Genomic DNA, 23,896 nt, shown 5'->3' with positions numbered 1-23,896 from the left:
GTATTGGAAAAGCTTGTTGTGAGGTAAGGGAAGACTCTTTGGGTGAGATTGGAAGAAGATATGGATAAAAAATATCCTGAATATATCTTTTTCAGAAGATATATTCAGGATAGAAATATGTCCTTAGGTAAGAGCGGTATTGCTTTATCTCTGTACCGGATTTGTATAGATGATGCTCATCTTTATTCGCTGACTCTCGTCTGAAGAATTATTTAAGTCTTTTCCTCCTACGAGCATTGCGGAGTTCACATTCAAGTCATTTTCTACACCTATTATATTGCCTTGTGAGTCGCTTTCTGTGGTTACAGGAACAAGGAGCAGCTTATTGTAGTCTTTATGTTCGCTTTTCCATTTGTTCCACTCACTTTCTCCCTTTTCAATTTCAGGTCTGATTTCACTGAAAATATAAGATATCAGACGGTTCAGTTTAGAGAACTCGTATGAATTTGAGCTGGAATTATATGTAGAAAGGAATGTGGTTTTATTATCATATACCTTATTGTTTTCGAAGAAATCTTTCATCTCGTCCTTTCGTACCATGAGCAGGGTACTGGGAGTTCCCATCTTGAACGGGCTGTCACTCTGGTCTTTCAGTTTCTGGAATGAAACGGATATTGAGTTTAGCGTATCGTTTTTATGGACTTCATACATTTCTTCGATTGGTAGAGTTACCTCTGTACAAAGACCTGCCGGAGTTTTCAGGTAGGTACATTTGGCGTCATTTACCAGTTCTTTCATGCCGGAGTTCTTAAAACGAGTCGACATGAATACTTCTTTGGTAGACGACATGGGCACGATTGTGTGTACAAGTGTATCTTTGTCTTCCGATGTCTTTGTCCAATAAGCAATAGTCAGATGCAAATAGATGTCGGATATGTAAAGAATAGAACCTTCACCGCTGGTAGTATGTATATAGAATCCTTTCAGAACATTGTTGATGAATGATTCAGAATCCTTGAAGTAGGGATGTACTGTTTTGCCGTTTACGGTTTCTGTATAATTGTATTTCTCCAGAAAATTCTTGCAGAAATCAGTTCCCAGGTCGATAGAAACATTCGGATAATATCCGTCTTCACTTCTGACTGAGTCGGAGATTGTACGGTCGTATGCCGAATAGTCTTTTATAGCCAGGGGGGAGGCATTCTGATCGTAATATGCTGTCGGGTCAAGATTGCTGTAATATAAAGCTTTATCTGTACCGTCGTCTTTGATAGCCTTAGTCAGAGGGTCTACTTGTACACGAAGACTGGCCAGAGAGTCTCCGAAATAGCTTGTGTAATACAATCCCAGTTTGGCAGTCTTGATTTCTTCTATTCTGTCGGGCAAGATGAAATTTTCAGGACAATTTATCTGGACAAGAAAATCAGAACTGAAAGTTCCATAATCTTTGTCTGTAAATTTTCCCAGATAAGCTGTGCTTGAACGTGAATATACGGAGTCCAGAAGATGAGATTCGGTCTCGATTACGTACGAATCTGCTTTTGCTGGAATCATATCGGCATCGGCCACGAATTGACCGATCCCCGTCGTTTCATCATCACAACTGTAGAGTGTGGCGGCAATACCTAATGCTACCAAGAACTTGAGTTTCATTGTTTCAAATTAATTTTGTACGTTTAGAGGTTTTATTCGGCATCTTCCCATACTTTGTCGTATAAAGCATTGCATGCATCGGCATAAGTATCTTCGGGTTGATAGTCGACTACCGGAATATTTAGACTGCGTGCATAGTCCATAATTGCCGGATTTACATTTTCGCTGTTTTGCACAACTCCGTCGGAATAGGTGATGGCAAGCTTGCACAACTCGTCATAATTGACAGGGTCGCTTATCATGTTCAAATCTTCAGGAGTAATATCTCTGAATAAAATTTGTTCTTTAAAGTTTGGTACAAGATTCGATTTAAATCCGTCGCCGTAAACCGAAAAGATTACTTTGGAATCTCTGAATGACGGTTCGTCGTAATATGCCTTTTTGATGAACAAAGGAACTACTGCGCTCATCCATCCGTGGCAGTGGATTATATCTGGACACCAGCGAAGCTTCTTGACGGTTTCCAGTACGCCGCGGGCATAAAAAATAGCACGCTCGCCGTTGTCTTCATATTCCTTACCCTCTTCGTCGGTAGTCATCAGGCGGTGCTGAAAATAATCATCGTTATCGATGAAGTAAACCTGACGGCGTGCTGCCTGAATAGAAGCTACCTTGATGATCAAAGGATGGTCTGTATCATCGATGATGATGTTCATTCCTGATAGGCGGATGACTTCGTGTAGCTGGTTACGGCGTTCGTTTACATTTCCCCATTTAGGCATAAATGTACGAATTTCACGTCCTTTGTCTTGAATAGCTTGTGGCAAGTTTTGACCGATTAGAGATAATTCACTTTCGGGTACGTAAGGGGTAATTTCTTGTGTAATGAATAATACTTTTTTCGCGCTCATGTTATTTTATTAGTTGCTCATAAACATTTTGCAAAGATATAAAAAAAATGGACGAGAAAGGCAAGTACCCTCCGTTATTTATTCCTTATAGTTTGTTAACGACTTGTAAAATAACGTGTTGCAAATGAAACTATTTCGTCAGGCAATCAACTCTTGGATAAAAAACTTTGCTGTTTTTTATCAATCTGTTTTATTATGTGGTAAAAATATGGTTACTTTGCACCCGATTTTGGAAAACTATTGGTTTAATAATCAAAGAAAATGAAGCTAATTCAAACTATTCAAGAACTTCGTACGGAGTTGGATTCACTTCGTAAGGAAGGAAAGACCATCGGATTGGTGCCTACTATGGGGGCCTTGCATGCAGGTCACGCTTCGCTTGTAAAACGTGCTGTTGCCGAAAATGATGTTGTGGTAGTGAGCGATTTTGTGAATCCCACTCAGTTTAACGACAAAAATGATTTAGTGAAATATCCGCGTACGCTGGATGCTGACTGTAAATTGCTGGAAGCATGCGGAGCTTCGTTTGTGTTTGCTCCGTCGGTAGAGGAGATTTATCCGGAGCCGGACACTCGTCAGTTCAGCTATGCGCCGCTTGATACGGTAATGGAAGGTAAGTATCGTCCGGGGCACTTTAATGGAGTTTGCCAGATTGTAAGTAAACTTTTCCTGATTGTAGAGCCTACACGCGCTTACTTTGGTGAGAAGGATTTTCAGCAATTGGCAATTATCCGCGAGATGGTACGCAAATATCCTTTCAATCTTGAGATAGTGGGTTGCCCGATTGTGCGTGAAGCGGACGGACTGGCCTTGAGTAGCCGTAATGCGCGTTTGAGTGCAGCTCAACGTGTACAGGCTTTGCAAATATCAAAAACTTTGTTTGCCAGTGTGGAATATGCCAAGACACATACTCTTGCTGAAACAAAAACATTTGTGGAAACAAAGATTGCGGAGTCGGATGGCTTAAGACTGGAATATTTTGAGATTGTAGATGGAACCTCATTGCAAACAGTAAATACATGGGATGCCAGCAATTATATTGTGGGATGCATTACTGTTTTCTGTGGCGAAGTCCGCTTGATAGATAATATAAAATATAAGGAGTAAGGTCATGATGATAGAAGTGCTGAAATCGAAAATTCACTGTGTGACTGTAACCGAAGCTAATCTGAACTATATGGGAAGCATCACTATTGATGAAGATCTTATGGATGCTGCCAATATGATTGCAGGAGAAAAAGTTCAGATAGTAGACAATAACAATGGAGAGCGTTTTGAAACCTATATTATAAAGGGAGAACGTGGCTCCGGATGTATTTGCTTGAATGGAGCAGCAGCCCGTAAGGTGCAGGTCGGAGATGTAGTTATTATTATGTCGTATGCTCTTATGGACTTTGAAGAAGCTAAGACTTTTAAGCCGACAGTGATATTTCCTGATACGGTGACTAACAAAATAGTGTAAAATCTATTTGCTTTGTCGTATCTATTTTCTTTTCATGGAGATGGGTATGTCTTGTCCCGTATTGACAATTCGGCCTTTGAATATGTAAAAGATTAATAATCGGTAAAAAGAAAGAACCATGTTTTACTCAATTGTCGTTGAATAGAACATGGTTCTTTTTTTTCTTGGTACGTTTACTTTTAGTAAACTAAAGGCTATAATGACTTTTCTTTGATAATACCGGTGCGATAGGCAACAAGCAGTTTTTTTAAGTCTTCTATCTGAATACTTAACTCTTTTCCTTTGTCCGTATCTTTCACCATCATACGTTTACTACTCATTTCGACAATTTGTGTTGTCGATTTAATGTCTAATCCTTCTTCTATTGCCTTTTGAGTCGAAGTGAATGGTTCGTGTTGAACCAGTTGGAAACCACGTGAGTGATAAACCAGTGTATATCCTGCAATACCTGTTTCGGGTTGGTATGCTTTAGAAAAGCCGCCGTCTATAACCATTAGTTTGCCGTTGGCTTTGATAGGTTTCTCTCCTTTGACAGCTTTTACCGGTACGTGTCCGTTGATGATATGGCGATGTTCGCCTTCTACGCCGAACTCATCCATTATCATGTCGCATATATCTTCTCGGTCGCGTAATGTATAGTAGAATCCCTTGACCTCTTTATGGGTTTCTTTATCTGCCAGGAAGTAACGTTCGAAGGTAGCCATTTTGCTCTTGTCGAAGGCAGGAGAGTCTTTGCCGCACCATAAATACCATACATAATCGAGCGCAAAAGCTTTTTCTTCGTTGTCGTTTTCTGCAAAGTAAGCGGTACGTATCAGTTGACCTACCCGGCTTAATAGGGCCTTTCCTTTATACTTTTTCCCTAATATTTCAATCTCTTTCAGTGAGCCGTCTTCATTAAGAGGCATGGAGGCATGAAATAATAAGTTCGAGTTGCATACATTGTACATACAGCCATAGCGGAAAAGACACTTCATGTGTGTGCGTAATTTTTCGCTGCCGGTAAATGAATTATGAAGTTTCTGTACGATGTCTTTTTCTTCTTCTGTCAGTCTGTAGGGATCGGCAGGGTCTACGGTTGGGAATAATCCATCGCGCAGCACATATTCATTTCCGTTTAGTGTGATAACCTTACGGTCGAAATCGATATTTCCCAACAGCAAACGGTCTTCCATCTTAAATTCCGGCCGGCGAAGAATGGTTGCAGCCTCTAACTTAAACTGGATGATGCTGATTGCTTTGTGCATTTGTGCTATCAAACGAATTGTCTTTTCGTTGTATGGACTGACTTCTTTATCTATTTTTGGGGTGAAGCATTTACATGGATCGTCTGCATACATTTCCATGGCAAAAGTAGCTAATGGAAGCAGATTGATACCGTAGCCATCTTCCAAAGCAGATAAATTACCGTATCGCATAGCAAGACGGAGTACATTGGCTATGCAGCAATCATTACCTGAAGCAGCTCCCATCCACAGTATATCATGGTTGCCCCACTGGATATCGAAATTATGATAATTGCATAATGTATCCATTATGATGTGTGGACCAGGACCACGGTCGAATATATCACCTAAGATGTGCAATGAATCAATTGTGAGTCGCTGTATCAGGTTGCACATTGCAACAATAAAGTCGTCGGCACGGTGTGTATCGATGATTGTGCTGATGATGACATTGATATATGCTTGTTTGTTCGGCTCCATGCTGCTTTCGTGGAGTAACTCTTGTATAATGTAAGAGAACTCCTCAGGAAGTGCTTTACGTACTTTCGAACGAGTATATTTGGACGAAACGTTTTGGCAAATCTTTACCAGTTGGTTCAAGGTGATGACATACCAGTCTACCAAGTCTGTTTCTACTTCTTTTACTAATTGAAGTTTCTGTTCCGGGTAATATATCAGCGTACAAATCTCTTTTTTCTCCATTTCTCGTAGCGTATTCCCGAAAATCTCATTGACTTTTCGTTTGATAGCTCCGGAAGCATTTCTCAATACGTGCTGAAATGCTTCATATTCTCCGTGCAGGTCGGCCAGAAAATGTTCGGTTCCCTTGGGTAGATTCATGATTGCTTCCAAGTTAATGATTTCAGTGCTTGCCGCAGCGATAGTGGGAAAGCTGTGTGAAAGAAGCTCCAGATAGCGGACATCTTTCTGAATCATTTCCTGTGTGATTTGTTTGTAAATTTTCATATTATGGTTCAGGTTAGAATATTATAGGAATATCATTAAAATAAGTTGGGCAATGATTACGCGGATGAACATGCCAAGCGGGTAAACCGTTGCATAACTGATGGCGGGGTTGTCATTGGGAATGATATCGTTGGCATAATTCAGAGCCATCGGATTAGCCATACTGCCACAGAGCATGCCGCATGTATTTCCAAAGTCCATCTTGCATAAGCGAAGAGCTACCAGTGCCATAATCACCACGGGGATAAAAGTTATCAGGAAGCCTATACCTATCCATAAGGCACCTTCCGGTCGCATCACCGTATCGAAGAAATGAGCTCCTGAATCCAATCCCAGGCATGCAAGGTAGAGCGACAGGCCAATGCCTCGCAACATCAGGCTCGCACTACGGGTGGTATAGGTAACCAGGTGCAGGCGTGGGCCATATGATCCGATTAGAATACCTGCGATTATCGGTCCTCCGGCAAGTCCTAATTTGACAGGAGAACTGATTCCCGGAATAGCAATTGGTATGGAACCTACAACCAGTCCTAATACGATGCCGATAAATATGGATGCAAGATTAGGGTCTTTCAAGGTCTTGACTGTATTCCCCAATACTTTTTCTACATTCTTGATTGCTGCTGCTTCACCTACGACGGTAAGACGGTCGCCTAACTGCAAGATAAGTTCTGGGGTAGCCAGCAATTGTACCCCACTGCGTAATACACGACTAATGTTGATTCCATACATATTTCTCAAGCGCAGTGAACCTAATTTCTTGCCGTTTATTTCCGGACGTGAAATTACTATGTGCTTGGAAATTAATTGGCTGTCTATGGCATCCCAGTCGATATCTTCTTTGTTCCAGTCTTTTTTTTCCTGTTCCCCGAAAAGGATTGTCAAAGCCTGTACATCTTTTTCTGTTGTTACAACCAGTAACCGGTCGTTTTCTCTTAAAACTTTCTCAGAAGTCGGGATACAGACTTGTCCGTTTCTCCACAAACGTGAAATGACAAATTTGGTTGTACTGACATAGACCAAATCGTGAATGCTTTTATTGAATACAGCAGGGTTGTGCACCTGAAATGTTGCAATGTATGTCTGGTTAGGGTCTTCATGCTCGTGTTGTTCCATATCGGAAGGACGTACAAACAATTTTCTGACTACAATGATAGCCAATATAACTCCTACCACACCGAGAGGATATGTCACGGCACAACTTAAGGCAGCGCCACTGGTTGATTCTCCCAGCTGCTTTAAGGTCTGCTGTGCGGCACCAAGGGCGGGAGTATTAGTAGTCGCTCCACATAAGATACCAACCATGTCGGGCATTGAGATTGGAGTTATTGTCGTAAGCGCAACAGCCATAACTGTACCTAACAGAATGACTCCCAGTCCCAACAAGTTCAGTTTACATCCACCTCGCTGAAAAGAACTGAAAAAACCGGGACCAACCTGAAGGCCTAACGCATAGACAAATAAAACGAGTCCGAAGCTTTCTGCATACGATAACATCTGCGGATCAATAGAAAAGCCCATATGTCCGGCAAAAATTCCCATGAAAAATACACAAGTAACTCCGAGAGATACTCCGCAGATATGTAATTTCCCTAATCCAAGTCCGATAGATATGATGAGCGACAGTATAACTACTGCCTGTAATGCTGTATGTTCAAAAAATAAATTATATAACCATTCCATGTTGTAAAGATACATAAAAATAAATTATTATCACCACAAAGGACACAGAGTGACACAACGGAAAGATAAAAGTCTAACGTGTGTAACTCTGTGCCCTTTTATGGCAATAAATAATTTGTTTAGCGTACGAATAACAATTCGCGATACTTCGGCAGTGTCCACATCTGGTCATCAACAATCAGTTCGAGCTTGTCGATGTGATAGCGGATTTGTTCCAGCATCGGTGCGATATTATCGTGGTAAGCAATTGCTTTTTCGCGTTCGGTTGTGATTCGGTTTGCAACTTTACGAGCTTCTACCATTGCATCAACTTGCTCTTTGATAAAGGCTGTATGTTCTGCTATTTCTTTGATGATTGCCAGGTTTTCGGCCGACAGAGCTGCTGCTTCGTCGGCAGGGAAAAGTGATTTCATCTTATAGGCATTGTCTATCAGCTTGGTCTGATATTCGATTGCCACAGGAACTACATGGTTCATTACCAAATCGCCCAGCACGCGTGCTTCGATCTGTATCTTTTTGGTATACATTTCCCATTTTACTTCATTACGTGCTTCCAGCTCTTTGCGGTTCATTACTCCGGTAGATTCGAACATGCGGATTGTGTCCGGCTTCAAATAGTTGTCGAAAATCAGCGGGCAACTTGTTTCACAATCCAGTCCGCGGCGAGCAGCTTCTTCTTTCCATTCGTCGCTATATCCGTTACCGTCGAAACGAATAGGCTTGCATTCCTTTATGTATTTACGGATAACCTGAATGATAGCAGTAATCTTAGGCTCTCCTTTTTCAATAAGTGAATCAACATCCTTCTTAAAGATAGTAAGCTGTTCTGCCACAGCTGCATTCAGAGCTATCATTGCACTGGCGCAGTTTGCTTCAGAACCCGGAGCACGGAACTCGAAGCGGTTTCCTGTAAATGCGAAAGGTGAGGTACGGTTACGGTCAGTATTATCTATCAGCAGCTCAGGTATCTGAGGGATGTCCAGGCGCATACTCTGCTTGTCGCCCAGCGATACCAGATCGTTGTTCGTGCTTTCTTCCATATGATCGAGCACTTTACTAAGCTGAGTGCCTAAGAACGAAGAAATAATGGCTGGAGGTGCTTCATGAGCACCCAGACGATGAGCGTTGGTTGCACTCATGATAGACGCTTTCAATAATCCGTTGTGATGATATACAGCCATCAGTGTATTTACTACAAACGTGATAAAGCGCAGGTTTTCTTCTGAAGTTTTACCCGGAGCCATCAGCAATGTTCCATTGTCTGTACCCAATGACCAGTTATTGTGCTTACCTGAGCCATTGACTCCCTTGAACGGTTTTTCGTGAAGCAGCACACGGAATCCGTGATTGCGGGCAATTTTACGCATCAATGACATGATGAGCATATTATGGTCTACGGCCAGATTACATTCTTCATAGATAGGAGCCAGCTCAAACTGGTTAGGAGCTACTTCATTGTGGCGGGTTTTTACTGGTATTCCTAATTCTAAAGCCTGTATTTCGAGGTCTTTCATGAAAGCAGCTACACGTGGAGGGATGGCACCGAAGTAATGATCTTCCAACTGTTGGTTCTTCGATGCTTCGTGGCCCATAAGAGTACGTCCGGTAAGCAGCAAGTCGGGGCGGGCAGCATACAGTCCTTCGTCAACTAAAAAGTATTCTTGTTCCCAGCCGAGGTAGGAAATGATTTTCTTTACCGACGGATCAAAATAGTGCATCACGTCAAGAGCCGATTTTGTGACTGCCTGAATAGCTTTCAGCAACGGAGCTTTATAATCCAGAGATTCTCCTGTGTAAGCGATAAATACTGTCGGAATGCACAGCGTATCGTCTACTACAAAAACAGGTGAAGAAGGGTCCCATGCACTATAACCGCGTGCTTCGAATGTATTTCTCACACCACCATTGGGGAATGAAGAGCCGTCAGCTTCCTGCTGGACAAGAAGTTTACCAGAAAATTCTTCCAGCATACCACCTTTTCCGTCGTGTTCAACGAAGGCATCGTGTTTTTCAGCCGTACCTTCTGTCAGCGGCTGAAACCAGTGAGTGTAGTGAGTAACACCCAGTTCCGTTGCCCACTTTTTCATTCCGGCAGCAACTTCATCTGCAATGCTTCTGTCGAGAGCGGCTCCATTATCGATAACATCTACCAGCTTGGCGTATACTTTGCTGGGAAGATACTTGAACATTTTTTCCCTGTTGAATACATATTTACCGAAATATTCACTCGGGCGTTCTGTCGGGGGAGTAACTTCGACAGGTTTCTTATGAAACGCTTTTTCTACAACTCTGAATCTTAATTTTGACATAATACCTAAAATAATTTTTATGTTGTTCTCCTAAATGTTTTTTGTTTTACTTATAAGCATCGGCGAAGACGTTGTATGGCTTCCATGCAGTGTTCCTTCTTGCCAAAACCGGTAAAGCGCATATAACCTTCTCCACTTGGTCCGAAACCAACACCGGGAGTTCCTACAATGTGGGCTTCGTATAGTAATTTATCGAAAAATTTCCACGATGACATGCCCTTGGGAGCTTGTACCCAAAGATAAGGGGCGTCATCACCGCCTGCCACTTTCAGTCCCAGTTCATGGAATGCCTTTTTCAGAATCTGTACATTTTCCATATAATATCGGATGTTTGCTTTTACCTGTTCTTTCCCTTCAGGAGTGTAAATAGCTTCAGCTCCCCGCTGAGTAATGTAAGATGTTCCGTTGAATTTGACTTCCTGATGACGTTTCCACATCGGATTGAGTGGTATGCGCTTGCCTGTCAGCGTAGCGGCCGTCACTTCTTTGGGAATTACCATGTAACCGCAGCGAACTCCGGTAAATCCTGCCGTTTTCGAAAAGCTTCGGCATTCAATGGCAACCTTTCTGGCTCCTTTTATTTCGTATATGGAATGGGGTATTTCCGGATTCTGTATGTATGCTTCGTAGGCAGCATCAAATATAATCAAGGTGTCGTTTTGAATAGCATAATTTACCCATTTCTTCAGTTCACTCTTGCTGAGTACAGTTCCTGTCGGGTTATTGGGATAGCACAGATAAACGATATCGATGCGCTGACTGGGAATTTGTGGGATAAAATTGTTTTCGGGAAGGCAGGGCATATAAACCACATTGCTCCATTTTCCGTCGCTCTGCAGTTCTCCGGCGCGTCCGCATGAAACGTTCGAATCGATATAAACCGGATAAATCGGGTCGGTTACTCCGATGCTGTTGTCATGGCGTAAAATATCGCCGATACTTCCTGTGTCACTCTTGCTGCCGTCGCTGATGAATACTTCTCCGGGTTCCAGATGTACTCCCCGTGGAGCGTAATCGTTTTTGATGATCTCATTGATGAGAAAGTGATAGCCCTCTTCGGGACCGTAACCGTGAAATGTAGTCGCATCCGACATTTCTTCTACGGCTTTGTGCATGGCTTCTATACAGGCACGTGGAAGGGGAAGGGTGACATCTCCTGTTCCCAAGCGGATTATATCGGCTTTAGGATGAGTTACCCTGAACAAGTTGACTTTTTTCTCCAGGTCGGAGAAAAAGTAATTGTTCGGCAGTTTCAGGAAATGTTCGTTCACTAATGCCATGATGTATTTGTAGTATATTCTGACTATTTATCCCAATTCGGGACAAAATTACGAAATTTATACGATCTACAAAACCGTCTTATTTCCTTTTCTTCGTTTTTGTAAGAAATTTATCTCCATTCTATCGTTATAGGTGATTTTTTTATAATTTTGTATCAACAAAATCGAAAACTATAACTTATAATTGTAAAGATGAATCAAATGAAGCCTCTTACAAAATCACAGCAATTCTTTAGGGAAACCAAAGATTATTTGATGATTGCTTTGGGCATGCTTATGTATGGTATTGGGTGGACGGTGTTCTTGTTGCCGAATGATATTCCCTCAGGAGCAGTTCCGGGTATTGCATCCATAATCTTTTGGGCAACAGGTTTTCCTGTCCAGTATACATACCTTATTATTAATTTCTTGTTGCTGCTGCTCGCATTGAAAATTCTGGGGCTTAAGTTTTGCCTGAAAACAATCTGGGCCGTTGCCGTTTTGACCATATTGTTGGCCATTATACAAGATTTTGTGAAAGGTAGTCTGATACACGACCAGCCTTTTATGGCTTGTGTCTTGGGAGCTTCGTTCTGCGGAGGGGGTATCGGTGTTGCTTTTTCGGCGAATGGAAGTACAGGAGGTACAGATATTATTGCAGCCATTGTCAATAAATATCGTGATATTTCTTTGGGGCGTGTTATATTGATGTGCGATATTATCATTATTTCATCCAGTTATCTGGTCTTGCATGACTGGGAGCGCGTGGTGTATGGTTATGTCGTATTGTTTGTATCCAGTTTTGTGTTAGATCAGGTTGTAAACAGTGCCCGTCTGTCTGTACAGTTCTTCATTATATCTTCCAAGTATGAAGAGATAGGCAGACGTATCAATCTGGACCTGCATCGCGGGGTAACTTTTATTGACGGAGTGGGATGCTATACACATAATAATGTAAAAATGATGTTTGTGTTGGCGAAGAAGACAGAATCGAATACGATATTTCGTCTGATAAAAGATATCGATCCGGGAGCGTTTGTTTCTCAAAGTGCAGTAATCGGAGTTTTTGGTGAAGGTTTCGACCGCATTAAAGTAAGATAGAGATAAAATTTTTATGTAGGCAAAAGGAGATGATGTGATGACAAGTGTTGAAATTGTGCGCCAGATGGTTGCAGAAAAACAAGTTGTGTTGGAGCGAGAGAGCATTCATGCACTGGCAGATATTTTAGTTTGCAGGAAGTATAAAAAAGGAGAAATTATCCTGAATGAAGGTGACGTGTGCGAGTGTATGCGGTACATTGAAAAGGGAATGACCCGTCAGTTCTATTTCAAGTACGACAAGGATGTAACCGAGCATATCGGATATGAAGGCGGAATGATAATCTGTCTGGAAAGTTATCTTAAGCAAGAACCTACACGCCTGATGATTGAGGCATTGGAACCTTCCATTCTTTGGGAAATCAGCAAGAAGGAGATAGAGCGTTTGTCGATAGAGCATGCCGATATTGGTGTGCTATATAGAAAATTTTTCGAGTATTCACTGATCGAGTCGCAGGTAAAGGCTGATACGTTGCGCTTTGAGCCTGCACACGAGCGTTACAACAGACTTCTTCAGTTGCATCCGGAAATATTGAAGCGTGCCCCGCTGGTTTATATAGCATCGCTGCTGCAGATGACACCCGAAACCCTGAGTCGGGTGCGTTCGGCCAGTTTGAATGGATAAAAATCTATTTTTCAGATACAAAAAAGACTCACCTGTATATAGTGGTTTCTTTCAGAGAAAGCTATATACAGGTGAGTCTTTTTATGCAGATTGCCTTTTTAATATATCAGAATAATACGATTCCGGCTTCGAAAGTAGCTTTGTGGTCGAACATCCGGCTATGACCATATTGACGGGTCCAACTGTATCCTCCCGAAGCAAATATGCCTATTTTGCGTCCCATACGATACTCCAGGTTGATACGTGGCTGCAAAGCATAAAGACGGGCAGGCAGTCCTTCATGTTTGTTGTCGAGCGTTTCGATATGATAAAAGCCCGCATCGGCACTCAGCTCCAGCCGGGGGAGAAGCGAGCAGTACACACCTCCGCGATAAAAGGCTGAGGCAGAGAGCTTGTAATCTGTATTCAGGTAAAAGGCTCCTCCACCCAGTTCTGTATACGTATGTCGGTTCTTGAAGCGTACCGCTACATTTATTTTGTTCAGGTTACCGCTTGAAACAATCATCTGTACACGAGTCATCGGGTTGATGTTGACACATCCTATCTGATGGGCTGCACTATCCTGACTGATATTGACGATACCCAACTGCAATCCCTTACTTGTCTGTGAAGATACGTTGGCGATACCCGCCTGCAATCCCTTGTTCTGTTCACCGTAATTCGCAATACCCAGCTGTAGCCCACGATTTTCTACGGCGATATTTCCTAAGCCGGCAAGTTGTACACCATTGTTTTTAGTACCGGCTACGTTCAGCAGACTGGTTAGTTGTATGCCGTTCATTGTTTCTCCGGCTACATTCATCAGTCCTCCTATAATCAGTCCTTCCTGTGTTCTTCTTGTAATATTGGCAAGTCCAGCTATATTCACTCCGGAACTGTTCCTGCCTGCAATGTTTATGAGTCCACTTATAGATATACCGTTTTCATTCAGTCCGGCTACATTACCGAGGGCCGATATGCCAAGTCCCGACATCGAATTGCCGTTGACGTTCATCAATCCTGCTATGGCAATGCCTTTCGTATTTTTACCCGTTACGTTAGCTATACCCGAGAACTGGAATCCGTTGGCATTCAGTCCTGTTACGTTGGTAATGCCTGCTACTTGAAAACCCTGCGAATGATAATGTGTAATGCTGGAGATGACGTTGAGGCCTACACCATTCAGGCAGGGATAATTGCTTATCAGCCCAAGATTTACGTACGTGCGTGGCGGTTCTTTTTTCTTATTGGTGATATTGACAGCTAAGTTCACCCCCTTTTTCAGTCCTTTATTATTGCGCACCTGTGCGTAAAAAGGAGTTGTTCCTGCCAGAAGGCATCCTGACAGGAACATACTTATCATTATGGTATTGAGTTTCATCCGTATTTATTTTACATCCTGATAGAGGAATCGTTTGATGCTCTTTTTCGGAGTTTTTTCGAACTCTTCAGGATAGATTTTGATTCGTGATATCTGTGAGTAAGCCGGCAGTTCGGAGTTCAGCGTCACACGGTTTTCTTCCATTGCGTTCTCTATATCCTTATCCGTCATACCTTGTGAATATGCTTCATCGAACTCCGGATAAATCAGAGCAGCCAGCTTGTTGTCGTTCTGCTGTATGATGATGCTTTCGGCAACAAACGGGAGATTGTTCAGTTTCTCCTCGATTTCTTCGGGATAGATATTTTGTCCGGAAGGGCCGAGCAGCATATTCTTGCTTCTTCCCTTGATGGTAATGTTACCTTCCTCGTCCATGATTCCCAGGTCACCGGTATGCAGCCATCCGTCGGAGTCGAAGATTTGCGCCGTTGCTTCAGCATTTTTATAATATCCCAGCATGACATTGTCGCCGCGTGTCAGGATTTCGCCAACTATGTTCTGCGGGTCTGGACTGTCAATCCGTACTTCCATGCGGGGGGCAGCCTTGCCGCACGATCCCGGGCGGAAACGTTTCCAGTCTTCGTAGCAGATTATCGGACCGCATTCAGTCATTCCGTATCCTACGGTATAAGGAAAGTCGATGCTTTTCAGTAGCTTTTCTACTTCCTGATTAAAAGCAGCTCCACCTATGATGACCTCGTAGAAGTTGCCTCCAAAGCCTTTTATCATCTGTTCGCGTACGGCTGCCTTGATTTTATCGTTGATAATCGGAACTTTCAGCAACATTTTCATCTTAAGCGTTTCCAGTTTGGGCAGTACGTTTTTCTTGATAATCTTTTCGATAATCAGCGGTACGGCGATGACAATGTGTGGCTTGACCTCGGAGAATGCCTGGAAGATAATCTTCGGGCTGGGCATACGTGTGAGGAAGAATACGTGACATCCGCTGGCAAACTCGTACAGAAATTCGAACGCCAGTCCGTACATGTGTGCCATAGGAAGCATGGATACGACTCTGTCGCCCGGCTTCAGCGGAAGCACCTCGAAGGCAAACTGCGTGTTCGACCATAGCGAACGGTAAGGAAGCATGACGCCTTTCGAAAAGCTGGTAGTTCCGGAAGTATAGTTGATGACAGCCAGTTCTTCTGGCTCGTCGCGGCGGTACGATACATGTTCGCGGCGGAAATTGCGGGGAAATTTCTTTCCAAACAATTCGTTGAGGTGTTCGCGGGCATATTCCAGTTGCTTGCTGCGGCATACCTGCAAGGTAAAGTCGGTCATCAGGATGATACCTTCCAACAAAGGCATTTCTGCTTCGTTCAAGGCTTCCCATACCACATCGCCCACGAAGAGCAGACGTGCTTCCGAATGATTTACAATATTGTGTATGTTGTCTGCCTTGAATTCATGTAAAATGGGTACAGCTACCGCTCCGTAAGTCAGTATAGCAAGAAAAGCCACTCCCCAGTGTGAACTGTTGCGCCCGCAGACAGCTACCTTGTCGCCAGGTTTGATACCGCTTTCTGCCAGCAGAATATGCAATTTTTCTATTTTGCGGGCAACGTCCTTGTATTGTAAGGTTGCACCTTTATAATCGGTCAGAGCGTCCAGGTCCCAGTGTTCCTTGATGCTGTTTTCTACAAAGGCGATAAAACTTTTTTCCATAGAATGTTTGTTTAGTAGTGCACAAAAAGAGCCTTATTGTGCAAAGATATTGTTTAATTCTTAGTATTCCAAATTTATGTAGTGCCTTATAAGGGCATATCGGATGCTTGCTTTAGGTGAAATGTATTTCGGAACATTTTTTTATCCTTTTCTATATAGAACAAAATAAGGAATCTTTTGGTTCGTATGTGTCAGAAGGAAAGGTAAAGCTTTCCGGCCGTTTGTAATGAGTGCAGAAATGCTGGCAAAAAGCTGGCGGGAAGCGTTTGGGAAGAAGGGCGCGGCTGAAAGAAAATTTGTAGAGAAAAAAATATCTTTTGTACAAAAACAAATATTTTTTGTACAAAAGATATTAGCTTTCCGGGCAGCTTTCTGGCAAAAGCTGCCGGCGTTGTCTGGTTTATAACTTAGACACGTTTTCCGATTTTCCGGTTATCTGCCGGGGATTGCCGTTGTAGCGGATCTCACCTCCGCTGCTCGTGCTGGTCGACAAAGTTTCGGTGGCGTGACACAGAATGTCACCTCCCGAGCTGGCGCTGGCTTTGACTTGTGACGCTTTCAGGTCCTGGGCGTAAATACTGCCGCTCGATTGTGATGAATATTCGGCAGTCGTACATTTGCCGGACAGATGGATATCGCCTGAAGAACTGGTTTGTGCCTGTATGTTCCCTGTACACGACAACGATTTAATATCGCAGTCGCCCGATGAGCTGGAGCGGAGGCTGGCTTCGTTACAGTGTGCAGTGGCTATTTTTAAATCTCCACTGCTGCTGGCAGAGGCTTCGAGTGTACGGCATGTCACGCTCTTTATGGCAATATCGCCGCTGCTGGAGGAGGAGATATTCAGGTTGCTGCACTGTATCTTGCCAGCATCGATGTCGCCGCTGCTCGATGTTTTCAGGTTTACATCTTTGGCTGTTTCCAGCGTACTGGCAAGTGTGATATCGGAAGAACTGGATGTTGTAAATGTTGTTACCTCGGGGGCAAAGACTTTGACTTCACATTCGTATTTGCCACGTATGGAAACTGCAAGTCCTTTGGGGAAATCGTAGCAGACTTCCAGCTTGTCTCCGTTCTGATGTACTTTTACATAAGGGGCGATGTTGTCGGGGGCGTAGACTTCGGCATAAGATTCTCCCTTGGTTTGTGTATAGACTACATCTATCGAAGTGGAGGCTTTGATGGAACTGATGTCGCTGAGTTCAATTTTCTTGGTGACATAGTTGTTGCTGGGCTTGATGTTTTTTCCATTTAAGGAAAAGGAACAGCTCTCGGTTGCCATAAAAGTAAGTGCAATGCCTAATGTGGCTGCAAATTTAAATGTTTTCATATGCAATGTGTTTTTTGAGTTTTCTGTTTAGTTAGACGCAAGTTTGCCCGAAATGTAACAAGTTTTACCGGGAAAAATGAATATGGAATGTAAATTTTGTAGATATCGCTTGAAAAAATAAAATGAATTGTGCCTGAATAGATATGGTTATGTAGTTGATAGGTAAGGCGTAACAGACTGCCGATCATGGCTTGAATAAAAAAATCCGGCAAGCTGTGATAGGTTTGCTTGCCGGATTTCTTTTCAGGTATCAGAAGAAAAATTATTCTTCTCTGCTGCTGTAGTATTTCATGAACTGTGTACGTTCGAACGGATTGATGTCGCCTGCAGCTTCGGCATTCATCTTGCCTTTAAACTGAGACAGGTTTTCGTAACCTTTATCATCCATCCATTCAGCCAGTTCTTTCTTCATGTTTTCAATTTCCTTGGCACCGTACTGGTAAATCACGCTGCATACTTCTACAGCTGCTGCACCTGCCAGAATTGATTTGATGACACCTTTTCCGCAGTGTACGCCACCGGAAATGGCATAATCCAAGCGTGGTACGGCTGCCGAAGCGATGGCTGTCCAGCGCAGACGGTCGGCCAGCTCATTCGGAGTACTCATGACGTTGGCATTGGTAAAGGTCATCGTATCGATATTGATATCCGGCTGATAGAAACGGTTGAACAGAACTACGGCTGCAGCTCCGTTGGCATAAAGCTGGTTGATGAGGGAAACCGGATTAGTGAAGTTGCTTCCCAGTTTCATGATTACAGGGATTTTTACAACTTTCTTGATGTGGCGGAGAATTTCGATATGGCGTTGTTCGAAACTTCCCGGTGTATAATCCTTTTCGGTCTGTAAGGACAGGATGTTCAGCTCCAGAGCATCGGCTCCGGCTTTTTCCATCATTTCTGCAAAGTCCACCCATTCGCTGTCGCTGTAGCAGTTAATGCTGGCGATAACGGGGATGTGACATATTTTTTTTGTTTCTTCTATCAGGCTGATATGTTCGTTCAGTGCATGCGAGCGTACGTATGTACCCAAATAGTCATCTGCTTCGGGAGAGCCGTATCCCTGCATGGCTCCTGCCTGCATGTTGATTTGTTCCTCGAAAACAGACTTCAGGACTACAGCTCCTGCGCCGGCTTCTTCCAGTTTTTTAATTTTTTCTGCACTGTTAGTCAGTCCCGAACTACTGATGATAATCGGGTTTTCAAGTGCCAATCCTGCGAATGTTGTTTTTAGTTGTGCCATATTAATTAGATTTTAATAGATTCTTTCTCCAAAAATTTTACTTCCCACACGTACCATCGTACTTCCTTCTTTGACGGCTATCAGATAGTCGTGCGACATACCCATGGATATTTCACGGAATTCCGGACGATCGGAAAAATAATCCTTTTTCAGTTCGTCGAAGAATGTTTTCAGTGAATGAAATTCTTTGGCAATTTCTGCCGTGTCGTCTGTGTTTGTAGCCATGCCCATGACGCCTGCAATGCAGACGTGATTCAGGTCTTTCCATTCTCCCGCACGAAGCATCTCCCTGCAAGTGTCGAATGTAAATCCGTATTTGCTTTCTTCCTGTGCGATATGTATCTCGAGCAGGCAGGGGATGACGCGGTTGTACTTGGCAGCTTGTTTGTTGACTTCAGCCAATAATTTATAGGAGTCGGCGGCATGTATCATTGCAATGTAAGGTGCAATGTACTTTACCTTGTTGGTTTGCAGGTGTCCGATGAAATGCCATTCGATGTCTTTCGGCAGTTTTTCGTATTTCCCCGATAATTCCTGTTCCTTGCTTTCGCCGAAGATGCGCTGTCCGGCAGCATAGGCTGCCTCGATGGCCTCGGCAGGATGGAATTTCGATACGGCTACCAGACGGACGTTTTCCGGCAATTCCGCTACCACTTCCTTTAAATTAGTTTGAATATCCATTATCAGATTTGTTTTTTTGAGTATTATCTTTTATCGGCATCCGGAAATTCTGGCTTTACATCCGGTTCGGCAGAGTAGGGATATACATCCATAATAGCTGTTTCTGCAATGGAAGCAATGGAATAATCAGCCATGGTTCCTTTCATGCCCTCATCCAGTTTCTTGACCGCATCGCGCAGGTCGGCTGCCTGTACCAGTACGTTTGTTGCCGTTTTCTTTTCGGCTCCGCTTTTTTCGTCGAGCGTAATGAAGTACAGCTTGCACTTGAACCAGCGGTCGGCTGCATCTTCTTCGCATGGGAACAGCTCACTGTAATTTGCACGTTTGATGTCGGCTACAGTAAATTCTCCACTGATAAACGGGGTGATTTCTTCGATAATGCGTGACTCTGCTTCTGTAAAACTGAGTGCATCTACTAAGTAAGGTTCTGTTACTTTTTTGTTCATGCCGTTTTCCGCTACTTTCTCATAGCGGATTTTACATTCGAACCAATTATGCATCATAATGAATTTCTTTCTGTGTTAGTTTGACAATGTTCATGCAAATTTACACTAAAATTTTAATTAAAACTCTTACATAAATAATTTATTTGTTTACTCGCGTAGCTTGCATCGGTTCTGTTGCATGAACTCTTGAAGTTCTGCAACGTGATTTCCTTGTAGCATAATATGGTGGTTTCCCAAAGGATTGGTCAGAAAATAGCTTACAGGCTTGTTAAGCTTGATTTTAAACTGCGTGCGGCATGAAGTCGCCAGGTTGGTATTCTCGGTCAGGTAACCTTCTGCCAGATAATATTCGTCCAGACATTCGCTTCCGCACTTGAAGATGGTAACATCGCCTTCGTGCATCATTCCTTGTATAGCTATACCGCTTTGTGTTTCGAAATGGTCGCGTATGATAAAGTCGTTTACTATTTTGGTTGCAATGGTGCAATGGGCCAGCAGTAGTTCATTGCGTTGGGTATCGATGAAGGAAGGATTTCCCATGAACGAAACCTGTCCGGTAACGGCTTTTGCCATGAGCATAGTCATGATGGCCTGCAAATCTCCTTCGCAACCGGCTGGAATTCCTTCATTATTTAATAATGATAAGGCCAGACATCCTGTTGTTTTCAATTGTTTGATCAGGGAAAAGCAAGACAAAGCTACGGCATCCAACTGTTCGGAAGTGCATAGCTGCTTGATTGCCTTATAGAGTCGCATGGCTTTTAAAAGTTCTTCCGGCGTAGTGTCCTGACAAGCTTTGGCTTTGTTGGCAAAAATAGAGGCTTCCAGTCCTATTTCGTCATCAGTAATCTCGTAGAAACGTTTGTAAACTTCCTGAAGCGGAATGTCAATGTAGTTCACTCCCCAGCGCTGGCTTGCTAAGAGATAGTCTACATGACTGGCTACGAGCCATGGAGCTGGAGTCCCGATAACTCCGATTCGCTTGCCCTTCAGTGAGCGCTTGGCGGCAAATGCCTTATGATGTAGTAATACTTGCTCGGCCATGTAGGCTACTTGTCCGTGGATAATATGTACTTTCATGTCTTTGTTGCGTACACATGCAGCAATTTCCAGTGCTGCGGCAAGTGAATTGTTCAGTCCGTCGGCAAGCAAGGTTATCGGGTAGGGCAGAATACTGAAGTTTTTGATAACAGTATCTTCTACTCCTCCACTGGCAATGAATGCCATTTTGTAGGCGTTGGCTGGAATGCTTTCGGCTTCAGTGTGATGTATCAAGTGTAACGTGAAGTGCTTTTCCAATGCCATGAAGAGCTCCTTATGATTCTGATAAGTTTGCTCCATCTTGTAACTTCCGGATGTAAATATAATTAGGTATAGATTCATAGTTCAATATGTGATAGGTTTGCATGTACGAATATACGTTTTTTTCTGTTTGCCGACTTGATGTTGTGAAGAGTTTTTATGTTTTTTGATAGAGTTTAGAGCCTGTTTAGGCTTTTCTGTAAGGACGGTAGCGGATTTATTTTAGAAGAAAAGTTGTGCATCTTGTTCTTTCGGGCTATATTTGTAGCCACGTTTAAAATTAAATTATTAATTTATGCCACAAATATCCATTAGAGGAAATGAGATGCCCGAGTCGCCTATCAGAAAATTGGCTCCTCTGGCAGAAGCTGCAAAGGGAAGAGGAATTCATGTATATCACCTGAATATTGGTCAGCCGGACCTGCCTACTCCTCGAGCGGCCCTCGATGCGATTCGTCATATAGACCGTACTGTACTTGAATATAGCCCGAGTCAGGGCTATCGCAGTTACCGCGAAAAGCTGGTAGGCTATTATAAAAAATATGATATAAACCTTGATGCTGACGATATCATTATCACTACGGGAGGATCGGAAGCCGTATTGTTTGCTTTCATGAGCTGCTTGAATCCGGGTGATGAAATTATCGTTCCCGAACCGGCTTATGCCAATTATATGGCATTTGCTATTTCGGCTGGTGCAATTATCCGTACGGTTACTACCACAATAGACGAAGGATTTGCCTTGCCGAAGGTGGAAAAGTTCGAGGAATTGATAAACGAGCGTACCAAAGGAATCTTGATTTGTAACCCAAACAATCCGACAGGTTACTTGTATACACGTCGGGAGATGAATCAGATTCGCGATCTGGTGAAGAAGTATGATTTGTTCTTGTTTTCCGACGAAGTATATCGTGAATTTATCTATACAGGTTCTCCTTATATATCAGCATGCCATCTGGAAGGTATTGAGCAGAATGTTGTCCTGATAGACTCCGTGTCGAAACGTTATTCGGAGTGCGGAATCCGTATCGGTGCCCTGATTACCAAAAATGAAGAGGTACGTAAGGCTGTTATGAAGTTCTGTCAGGCTCGTCTGAGTCCTCCTTTGATAGGGCAGATTGCTGCAGAAGCTTCACTTGATGAACCGGAAGAATATTCGCGTGAAATGTATGATGAATATGTAGAACGACGTAAATGTCTGATTGACGGATTGAACCGTATTCCGGGAGTTTATTCGCCTATTCCGATGGGAGCGTTCTATACTGTAGCCAAACTTCCGGTAGATGATGCTGAAAAATTCTGTGCATGGTGCCTCACTGACTTTAATTATGAAGGTGAAACCGTAATGATGGCTCCGGCAGCGGGCTTTTATACTACTCCGGGTGCGGGCAGAAATGAAGTGCGTGTGGCTTATGTGCTGAAGAAGGAAGACCTTGCTCGTGCATTGTTTGTGCTGCGTAAGGCTCTCGAAGCTTATCCCGGACATGTAGACGAGTAATATGAACTGGAAGCTTTTTATAGCGCGCCGTATTTATAAAAGTGACGAGGGCGGAAAGGAAGTTTCAAAGCCTGCCATACGTATTGCTATGGCAGGCATTGCCATTGGCCTGGCAGTGATGATTATCTCTGTAGCTGTCGTAATAGGTTTTAAGCATCAGGTGCGCGACAAGGTGGTGGGGTTAAGTTCCGATATCCTTGTTACCAGTATGGATGAGGCACAGTCTTATCAGACCACTCCGGTGGTAGCCAATGACAGTTTGGTGCATGTCTTGCAAGCAGTTCCTTCTGTAAGTCATGTACAGCGCTATGCTACAAAGCCGGGAATGATTATGACTTCCGATAATTTCCAAGGTATGGTATTGAAAGGTATTGCTCAAGAATACGATACGAACTTTCTGAAGGAACATCTCCTGGAAGGAGAAATTCCTTCTTTTACCGATTCCACAGCCAGCAATGAGGTCGTAATTTCGAAAACCATAGCCGATCGTTTGTCTTTGAAGGTAGGAGATAAATTGTATACTTACTATCTGGAAGATAATATTCGTGCCCGCAGGTTGACGGTTGCCGGCATCTATCAGACAAATTTCTCCGCTTACGATGACTTATTCCTGATAACAGACTTGTATACGGTAGTACGTTTGAATAACTGGAAGAGGGATCAGGTAGGAGGAGTCGAAATAGAAGTGAGCGATTATGCCTTGTTGGAACAAATAAATGAAGATATCCGTGGATTGCTGAACGCAAAAACGGACTGCTATGGGAGCGTATATTATTCGCGGACGGTGGAAGAAGTGTATCCTCAAATCTTCGCATGGCTGGATTTGCTCGATATCAATGTGTGGGTTATCCTGATTCTGATGGTAGGTGTAGCTGGGTTTACCATGATTTCCGGCTTGCTGATTATCATATTGGAGCGCACCAATATGATTGGAGTCCTTAAAGCGTTAGGAGCGGATAATACATCTGTGCGGAAAGTCTTCCTTTCATTCTCCGTCATGTTGATAAGAAAAGGCATGCTTTGGGGAAATGTTGTTGCTCTTCTGTTTTGTTTGTTGCAGTATTATTTTAGAATTATCAAACTCGATCCTGCCACCTATTATGTAGATGCTGTTCCTGTAGAGCTGAATGTTGTAGTATGGTTGTTGCTGAATGCCGGGACACTGATTGTGTCTGTCTTGATGCTGGTCGGTCCTTCTTATCTTGTCAGCCGGATTCATCCTGCCAAATCAATCAGATTTGAGTGAAAAAAATATTTCATAAAAATAAAATGTCCTGATATTTTAAGGGAAAAACTTTCACA

At 43.1% G+C, this 23,896-nt stretch carries 20 protein-coding genes; 7 read left to right on the top strand and 13 right to left on the bottom strand.

Going from position 1 to position 23,896, the window contains the following annotated elements:
* Window positions 1–144 precede the first annotated feature (144 nt).
* Both WKT12_RS14305 and WKT12_RS14300 read right to left on the bottom strand, forming a co-directional pair.
* The gene (locus WKT12_RS14305; RefSeq protein ID WP_340320124.1) at window positions 145–1,593 is read right to left on the bottom strand and encodes a DUF4270 domain-containing protein; all 1,449 of its coding nucleotides are present in this window, start codon (window positions 1,591–1,593) and stop codon (window positions 145–147) included.
* A gap of 32 nt (window positions 1,594–1,625) precedes the next feature.
* Window positions 1,626–2,444 (bottom strand): glycogen/starch synthase, encoded by an 819-nt coding sequence (locus tag WKT12_RS14300; protein ID WP_021970903.1) that lies wholly within the window; start codon window positions 2,442–2,444, stop codon window positions 1,626–1,628.
* Between the two features lie 261 nt (window positions 2,445–2,705).
* Between WKT12_RS14300 and panC the strand changes: the two genes are divergently transcribed.
* Complete coding sequence (panC, locus tag WKT12_RS14295) at window positions 2,706–3,551, top strand: pantoate--beta-alanine ligase (protein WP_340320123.1); 846 nt, start codon at window positions 2,706–2,708, stop codon at window positions 3,549–3,551.
* 4 nt (window positions 3,552–3,555) lie between these two features.
* Window positions 3,556–3,906, top strand: a complete 351-nt coding sequence (gene panD / locus WKT12_RS14290) for an aspartate 1-decarboxylase (protein ID WP_021970906.1) — start codon at window positions 3,556–3,558, stop codon at window positions 3,904–3,906.
* A 194-nt stretch (window positions 3,907–4,100) separates the two neighbouring features.
* On the opposite strand, the gene WKT12_RS14285 is transcribed toward panD, so the two are convergent.
* From WKT12_RS14285 to WKT12_RS14270, 4 genes are all read right to left on the bottom strand, one after another.
* Window positions 4,101–6,098, bottom strand: a complete 1,998-nt coding sequence (locus WKT12_RS14285) for a fructose-bisphosphatase class III (protein WP_021970907.1) — start codon at window positions 6,096–6,098, stop codon at window positions 4,101–4,103.
* A gap of 21 nt (window positions 6,099–6,119) precedes the next feature.
* Window positions 6,120–7,781: a putative transporter gene (locus tag WKT12_RS14280; protein WP_340320122.1), complete on the bottom strand. Its 1,662-nt coding sequence runs from the start codon at window positions 7,779–7,781 to the stop codon at window positions 6,120–6,122.
* Window positions 7,782–7,900: 119 nt separating this feature from the next.
* Complete coding sequence (locus tag WKT12_RS14275; protein ID WP_021970909.1) at window positions 7,901–10,090, bottom strand: glutamine synthetase III family protein; 2,190 nt, start codon at window positions 10,088–10,090, stop codon at window positions 7,901–7,903.
* A 50-nt stretch (window positions 10,091–10,140) separates the two neighbouring features.
* Window positions 10,141–11,370, bottom strand: coding sequence for an LL-diaminopimelate aminotransferase (locus WKT12_RS14270; protein WP_340320121.1), 1,230 nt, complete (start codon window positions 11,368–11,370; stop codon window positions 10,141–10,143).
* A 192-nt stretch (window positions 11,371–11,562) separates the two neighbouring features.
* Here WKT12_RS14270 and WKT12_RS14265 point away from each other — a divergent pair, with 192 nt between their 5' ends.
* Complete coding sequence (locus tag WKT12_RS14265; protein WP_340320120.1) at window positions 11,563–12,450, top strand: YitT family protein; 888 nt, start codon at window positions 11,563–11,565, stop codon at window positions 12,448–12,450.
* A gap of 34 nt (window positions 12,451–12,484) precedes the next feature.
* Window positions 12,485–13,072 (top strand): Crp/Fnr family transcriptional regulator, encoded by a 588-nt coding sequence (locus tag WKT12_RS14260; protein WP_340320119.1) that lies wholly within the window; start codon window positions 12,485–12,487, stop codon window positions 13,070–13,072.
* A 106-nt stretch (window positions 13,073–13,178) separates the two neighbouring features.
* Here the strand turns inward: WKT12_RS14260 and WKT12_RS14255 are convergent, their stop codons facing one another.
* Window positions 13,179–14,432, bottom strand: coding sequence for a hypothetical protein (locus WKT12_RS14255; protein WP_340320118.1), 1,254 nt, complete (start codon window positions 14,430–14,432; stop codon window positions 13,179–13,181).
* Between the two features lie 6 nt (window positions 14,433–14,438).
* Window positions 14,439–16,097 carry a long-chain fatty acid--CoA ligase gene (locus WKT12_RS14250; RefSeq protein ID WP_021970914.1) on the bottom strand — a complete coding sequence of 553 codons (1,659 nt, stop codon included), beginning with the start codon at window positions 16,095–16,097 and terminating at the stop codon, window positions 14,439–14,441.
* A gap of 226 nt (window positions 16,098–16,323) precedes the next feature.
* Here WKT12_RS14250 and WKT12_RS14245 point away from each other — a divergent pair, with 226 nt between their 5' ends.
* On the top strand, window positions 16,324–16,503 hold the full coding sequence (locus WKT12_RS14245; protein ID WP_340320117.1) for a hypothetical protein: 180 nt from the start codon (window positions 16,324–16,326) through the stop codon (window positions 16,501–16,503).
* Here the strand turns inward: WKT12_RS14245 and WKT12_RS14240 are convergent.
* From WKT12_RS14240 to WKT12_RS14220, 5 genes are all read right to left on the bottom strand, one after another.
* On the bottom strand, window positions 16,498–17,427 hold the full coding sequence (locus WKT12_RS14240) for a GIN domain-containing protein (protein WP_340320116.1): 930 nt from the start codon (window positions 17,425–17,427) through the stop codon (window positions 16,498–16,500). The two genes, WKT12_RS14245 and WKT12_RS14240, sit on opposite strands and share 6 nt — an antisense overlap.
* Before the next feature lie 262 nt (window positions 17,428–17,689).
* A complete protein-coding gene (locus tag WKT12_RS14235; RefSeq protein WP_340320115.1) occupies window positions 17,690–18,667 on the bottom strand; it encodes a dihydroorotate dehydrogenase-like protein in 978 nt (325 codons plus the stop codon).
* A 12-nt stretch (window positions 18,668–18,679) separates the two neighbouring features.
* Window positions 18,680–19,348, bottom strand: coding sequence for a YggS family pyridoxal phosphate-dependent enzyme (locus tag WKT12_RS14230; RefSeq protein WP_340320114.1), 669 nt, complete (start codon window positions 19,346–19,348; stop codon window positions 18,680–18,682).
* A 23-nt stretch (window positions 19,349–19,371) separates the two neighbouring features.
* Complete coding sequence (locus WKT12_RS14225; protein ID WP_294596801.1) at window positions 19,372–19,854, bottom strand: DUF4494 domain-containing protein; 483 nt, start codon at window positions 19,852–19,854, stop codon at window positions 19,372–19,374.
* Between the two features lie 87 nt (window positions 19,855–19,941).
* On the bottom strand, window positions 19,942–21,177 hold the full coding sequence (locus WKT12_RS14220) for a fucose isomerase (RefSeq protein ID WP_340320113.1): 1,236 nt from the start codon (window positions 21,175–21,177) through the stop codon (window positions 19,942–19,944).
* 214 nt (window positions 21,178–21,391) lie between these two features.
* Here WKT12_RS14220 and WKT12_RS14215 point away from each other — a divergent pair, with 214 nt between their 5' ends.
* Entirely contained in the window at window positions 21,392–22,594 is a 1,203-nt protein-coding gene (locus WKT12_RS14215) for a pyridoxal phosphate-dependent aminotransferase (protein ID WP_021970920.1), read from the top strand.
* Window position 22,595: 1 nt separating this feature from the next.
* The gene (locus WKT12_RS14210; RefSeq protein ID WP_340320112.1) at window positions 22,596–23,840 is read left to right on the top strand and encodes an ABC transporter permease; all 1,245 of its coding nucleotides are present in this window, start codon (window positions 22,596–22,598) and stop codon (window positions 23,838–23,840) included.
* Window positions 23,841–23,896: the final 56 nt, after the last annotated feature.

It is taken from the genome of Phocaeicola sp. HCN-6420, assembly GCF_037890145.1.
Lineage (GTDB): Bacteria > Bacteroidota > Bacteroidia > Bacteroidales > Bacteroidaceae > Phocaeicola.
Note: the sequence above shows the minus strand (reverse complement) of the source record. Positions and strands in the feature narration are given on the sequence as shown.

Excerpts from the sequence above, each read along its gene's own strand:
- WKT12_RS14210 (WP_340320112.1), top strand. The coding sequence starts at position 22,596 with ATGAACTGGAAGCTTTTTATAGCGCGCCGTATTTATAAAAGTGACGAG.
- panC (WP_340320123.1), top strand. The coding sequence starts at position 2,706 with ATGAAGCTAATTCAAACTATTCAAGAACTTCGTACGGAGTTGGATTCA.
- WKT12_RS14250 (WP_021970914.1), bottom strand. The coding sequence starts at position 16,097 with ATGGAAAAAAGTTTTATCGCCTTTGTAGAAAACAGCATCAAGGAACAC.
- WKT12_RS14245 (WP_340320117.1), top strand. The coding sequence starts at position 16,324 with ATGAGTGCAGAAATGCTGGCAAAAAGCTGGCGGGAAGCGTTTGGGAAG.
- WKT12_RS14255 (WP_340320118.1), bottom strand. The coding sequence starts at position 14,432 with ATGAAACTCAATACCATAATGATAAGTATGTTCCTGTCAGGATGCCTT.
- WKT12_RS14235 (WP_340320115.1), bottom strand. The coding sequence starts at position 18,667 with ATGGCACAACTAAAAACAACATTCGCAGGATTGGCACTTGAAAACCCG.
- WKT12_RS14285 (WP_021970907.1), bottom strand. The coding sequence starts at position 6,098 with ATGAAAATTTACAAACAAATCACACAGGAAATGATTCAGAAAGATGTC.
- WKT12_RS14270 (WP_340320121.1), bottom strand. The coding sequence starts at position 11,370 with ATGGCATTAGTGAACGAACATTTCCTGAAACTGCCGAACAATTACTTT.
- WKT12_RS14215 (WP_021970920.1), top strand. The coding sequence starts at position 21,392 with ATGCCACAAATATCCATTAGAGGAAATGAGATGCCCGAGTCGCCTATC.
- WKT12_RS14230 (WP_340320114.1), bottom strand. The coding sequence starts at position 19,348 with ATGGATATTCAAACTAATTTAAAGGAAGTGGTAGCGGAATTGCCGGAA.
- panD (WP_021970906.1), top strand. The coding sequence starts at position 3,556 with ATGATGATAGAAGTGCTGAAATCGAAAATTCACTGTGTGACTGTAACC.
- WKT12_RS14220 (WP_340320113.1), bottom strand. The coding sequence starts at position 21,177 with ATGAATCTATACCTAATTATATTTACATCCGGAAGTTACAAGATGGAG.
- WKT12_RS14305 (WP_340320124.1), bottom strand. The coding sequence starts at position 1,593 with ATGAAACTCAAGTTCTTGGTAGCATTAGGTATTGCCGCCACACTCTAC.
- WKT12_RS14275 (WP_021970909.1), bottom strand. The coding sequence starts at position 10,090 with ATGTCAAAATTAAGATTCAGAGTTGTAGAAAAAGCGTTTCATAAGAAA.
- WKT12_RS14300 (WP_021970903.1), bottom strand. The coding sequence starts at position 2,444 with ATGAGCGCGAAAAAAGTATTATTCATTACACAAGAAATTACCCCTTAC.
- WKT12_RS14240 (WP_340320116.1), bottom strand. The coding sequence starts at position 17,427 with ATGAAAACATTTAAATTTGCAGCCACATTAGGCATTGCACTTACTTTT.
- WKT12_RS14280 (WP_340320122.1), bottom strand. The coding sequence starts at position 7,781 with ATGGAATGGTTATATAATTTATTTTTTGAACATACAGCATTACAGGCA.
- WKT12_RS14265 (WP_340320120.1), top strand. The coding sequence starts at position 11,563 with ATGAATCAAATGAAGCCTCTTACAAAATCACAGCAATTCTTTAGGGAA.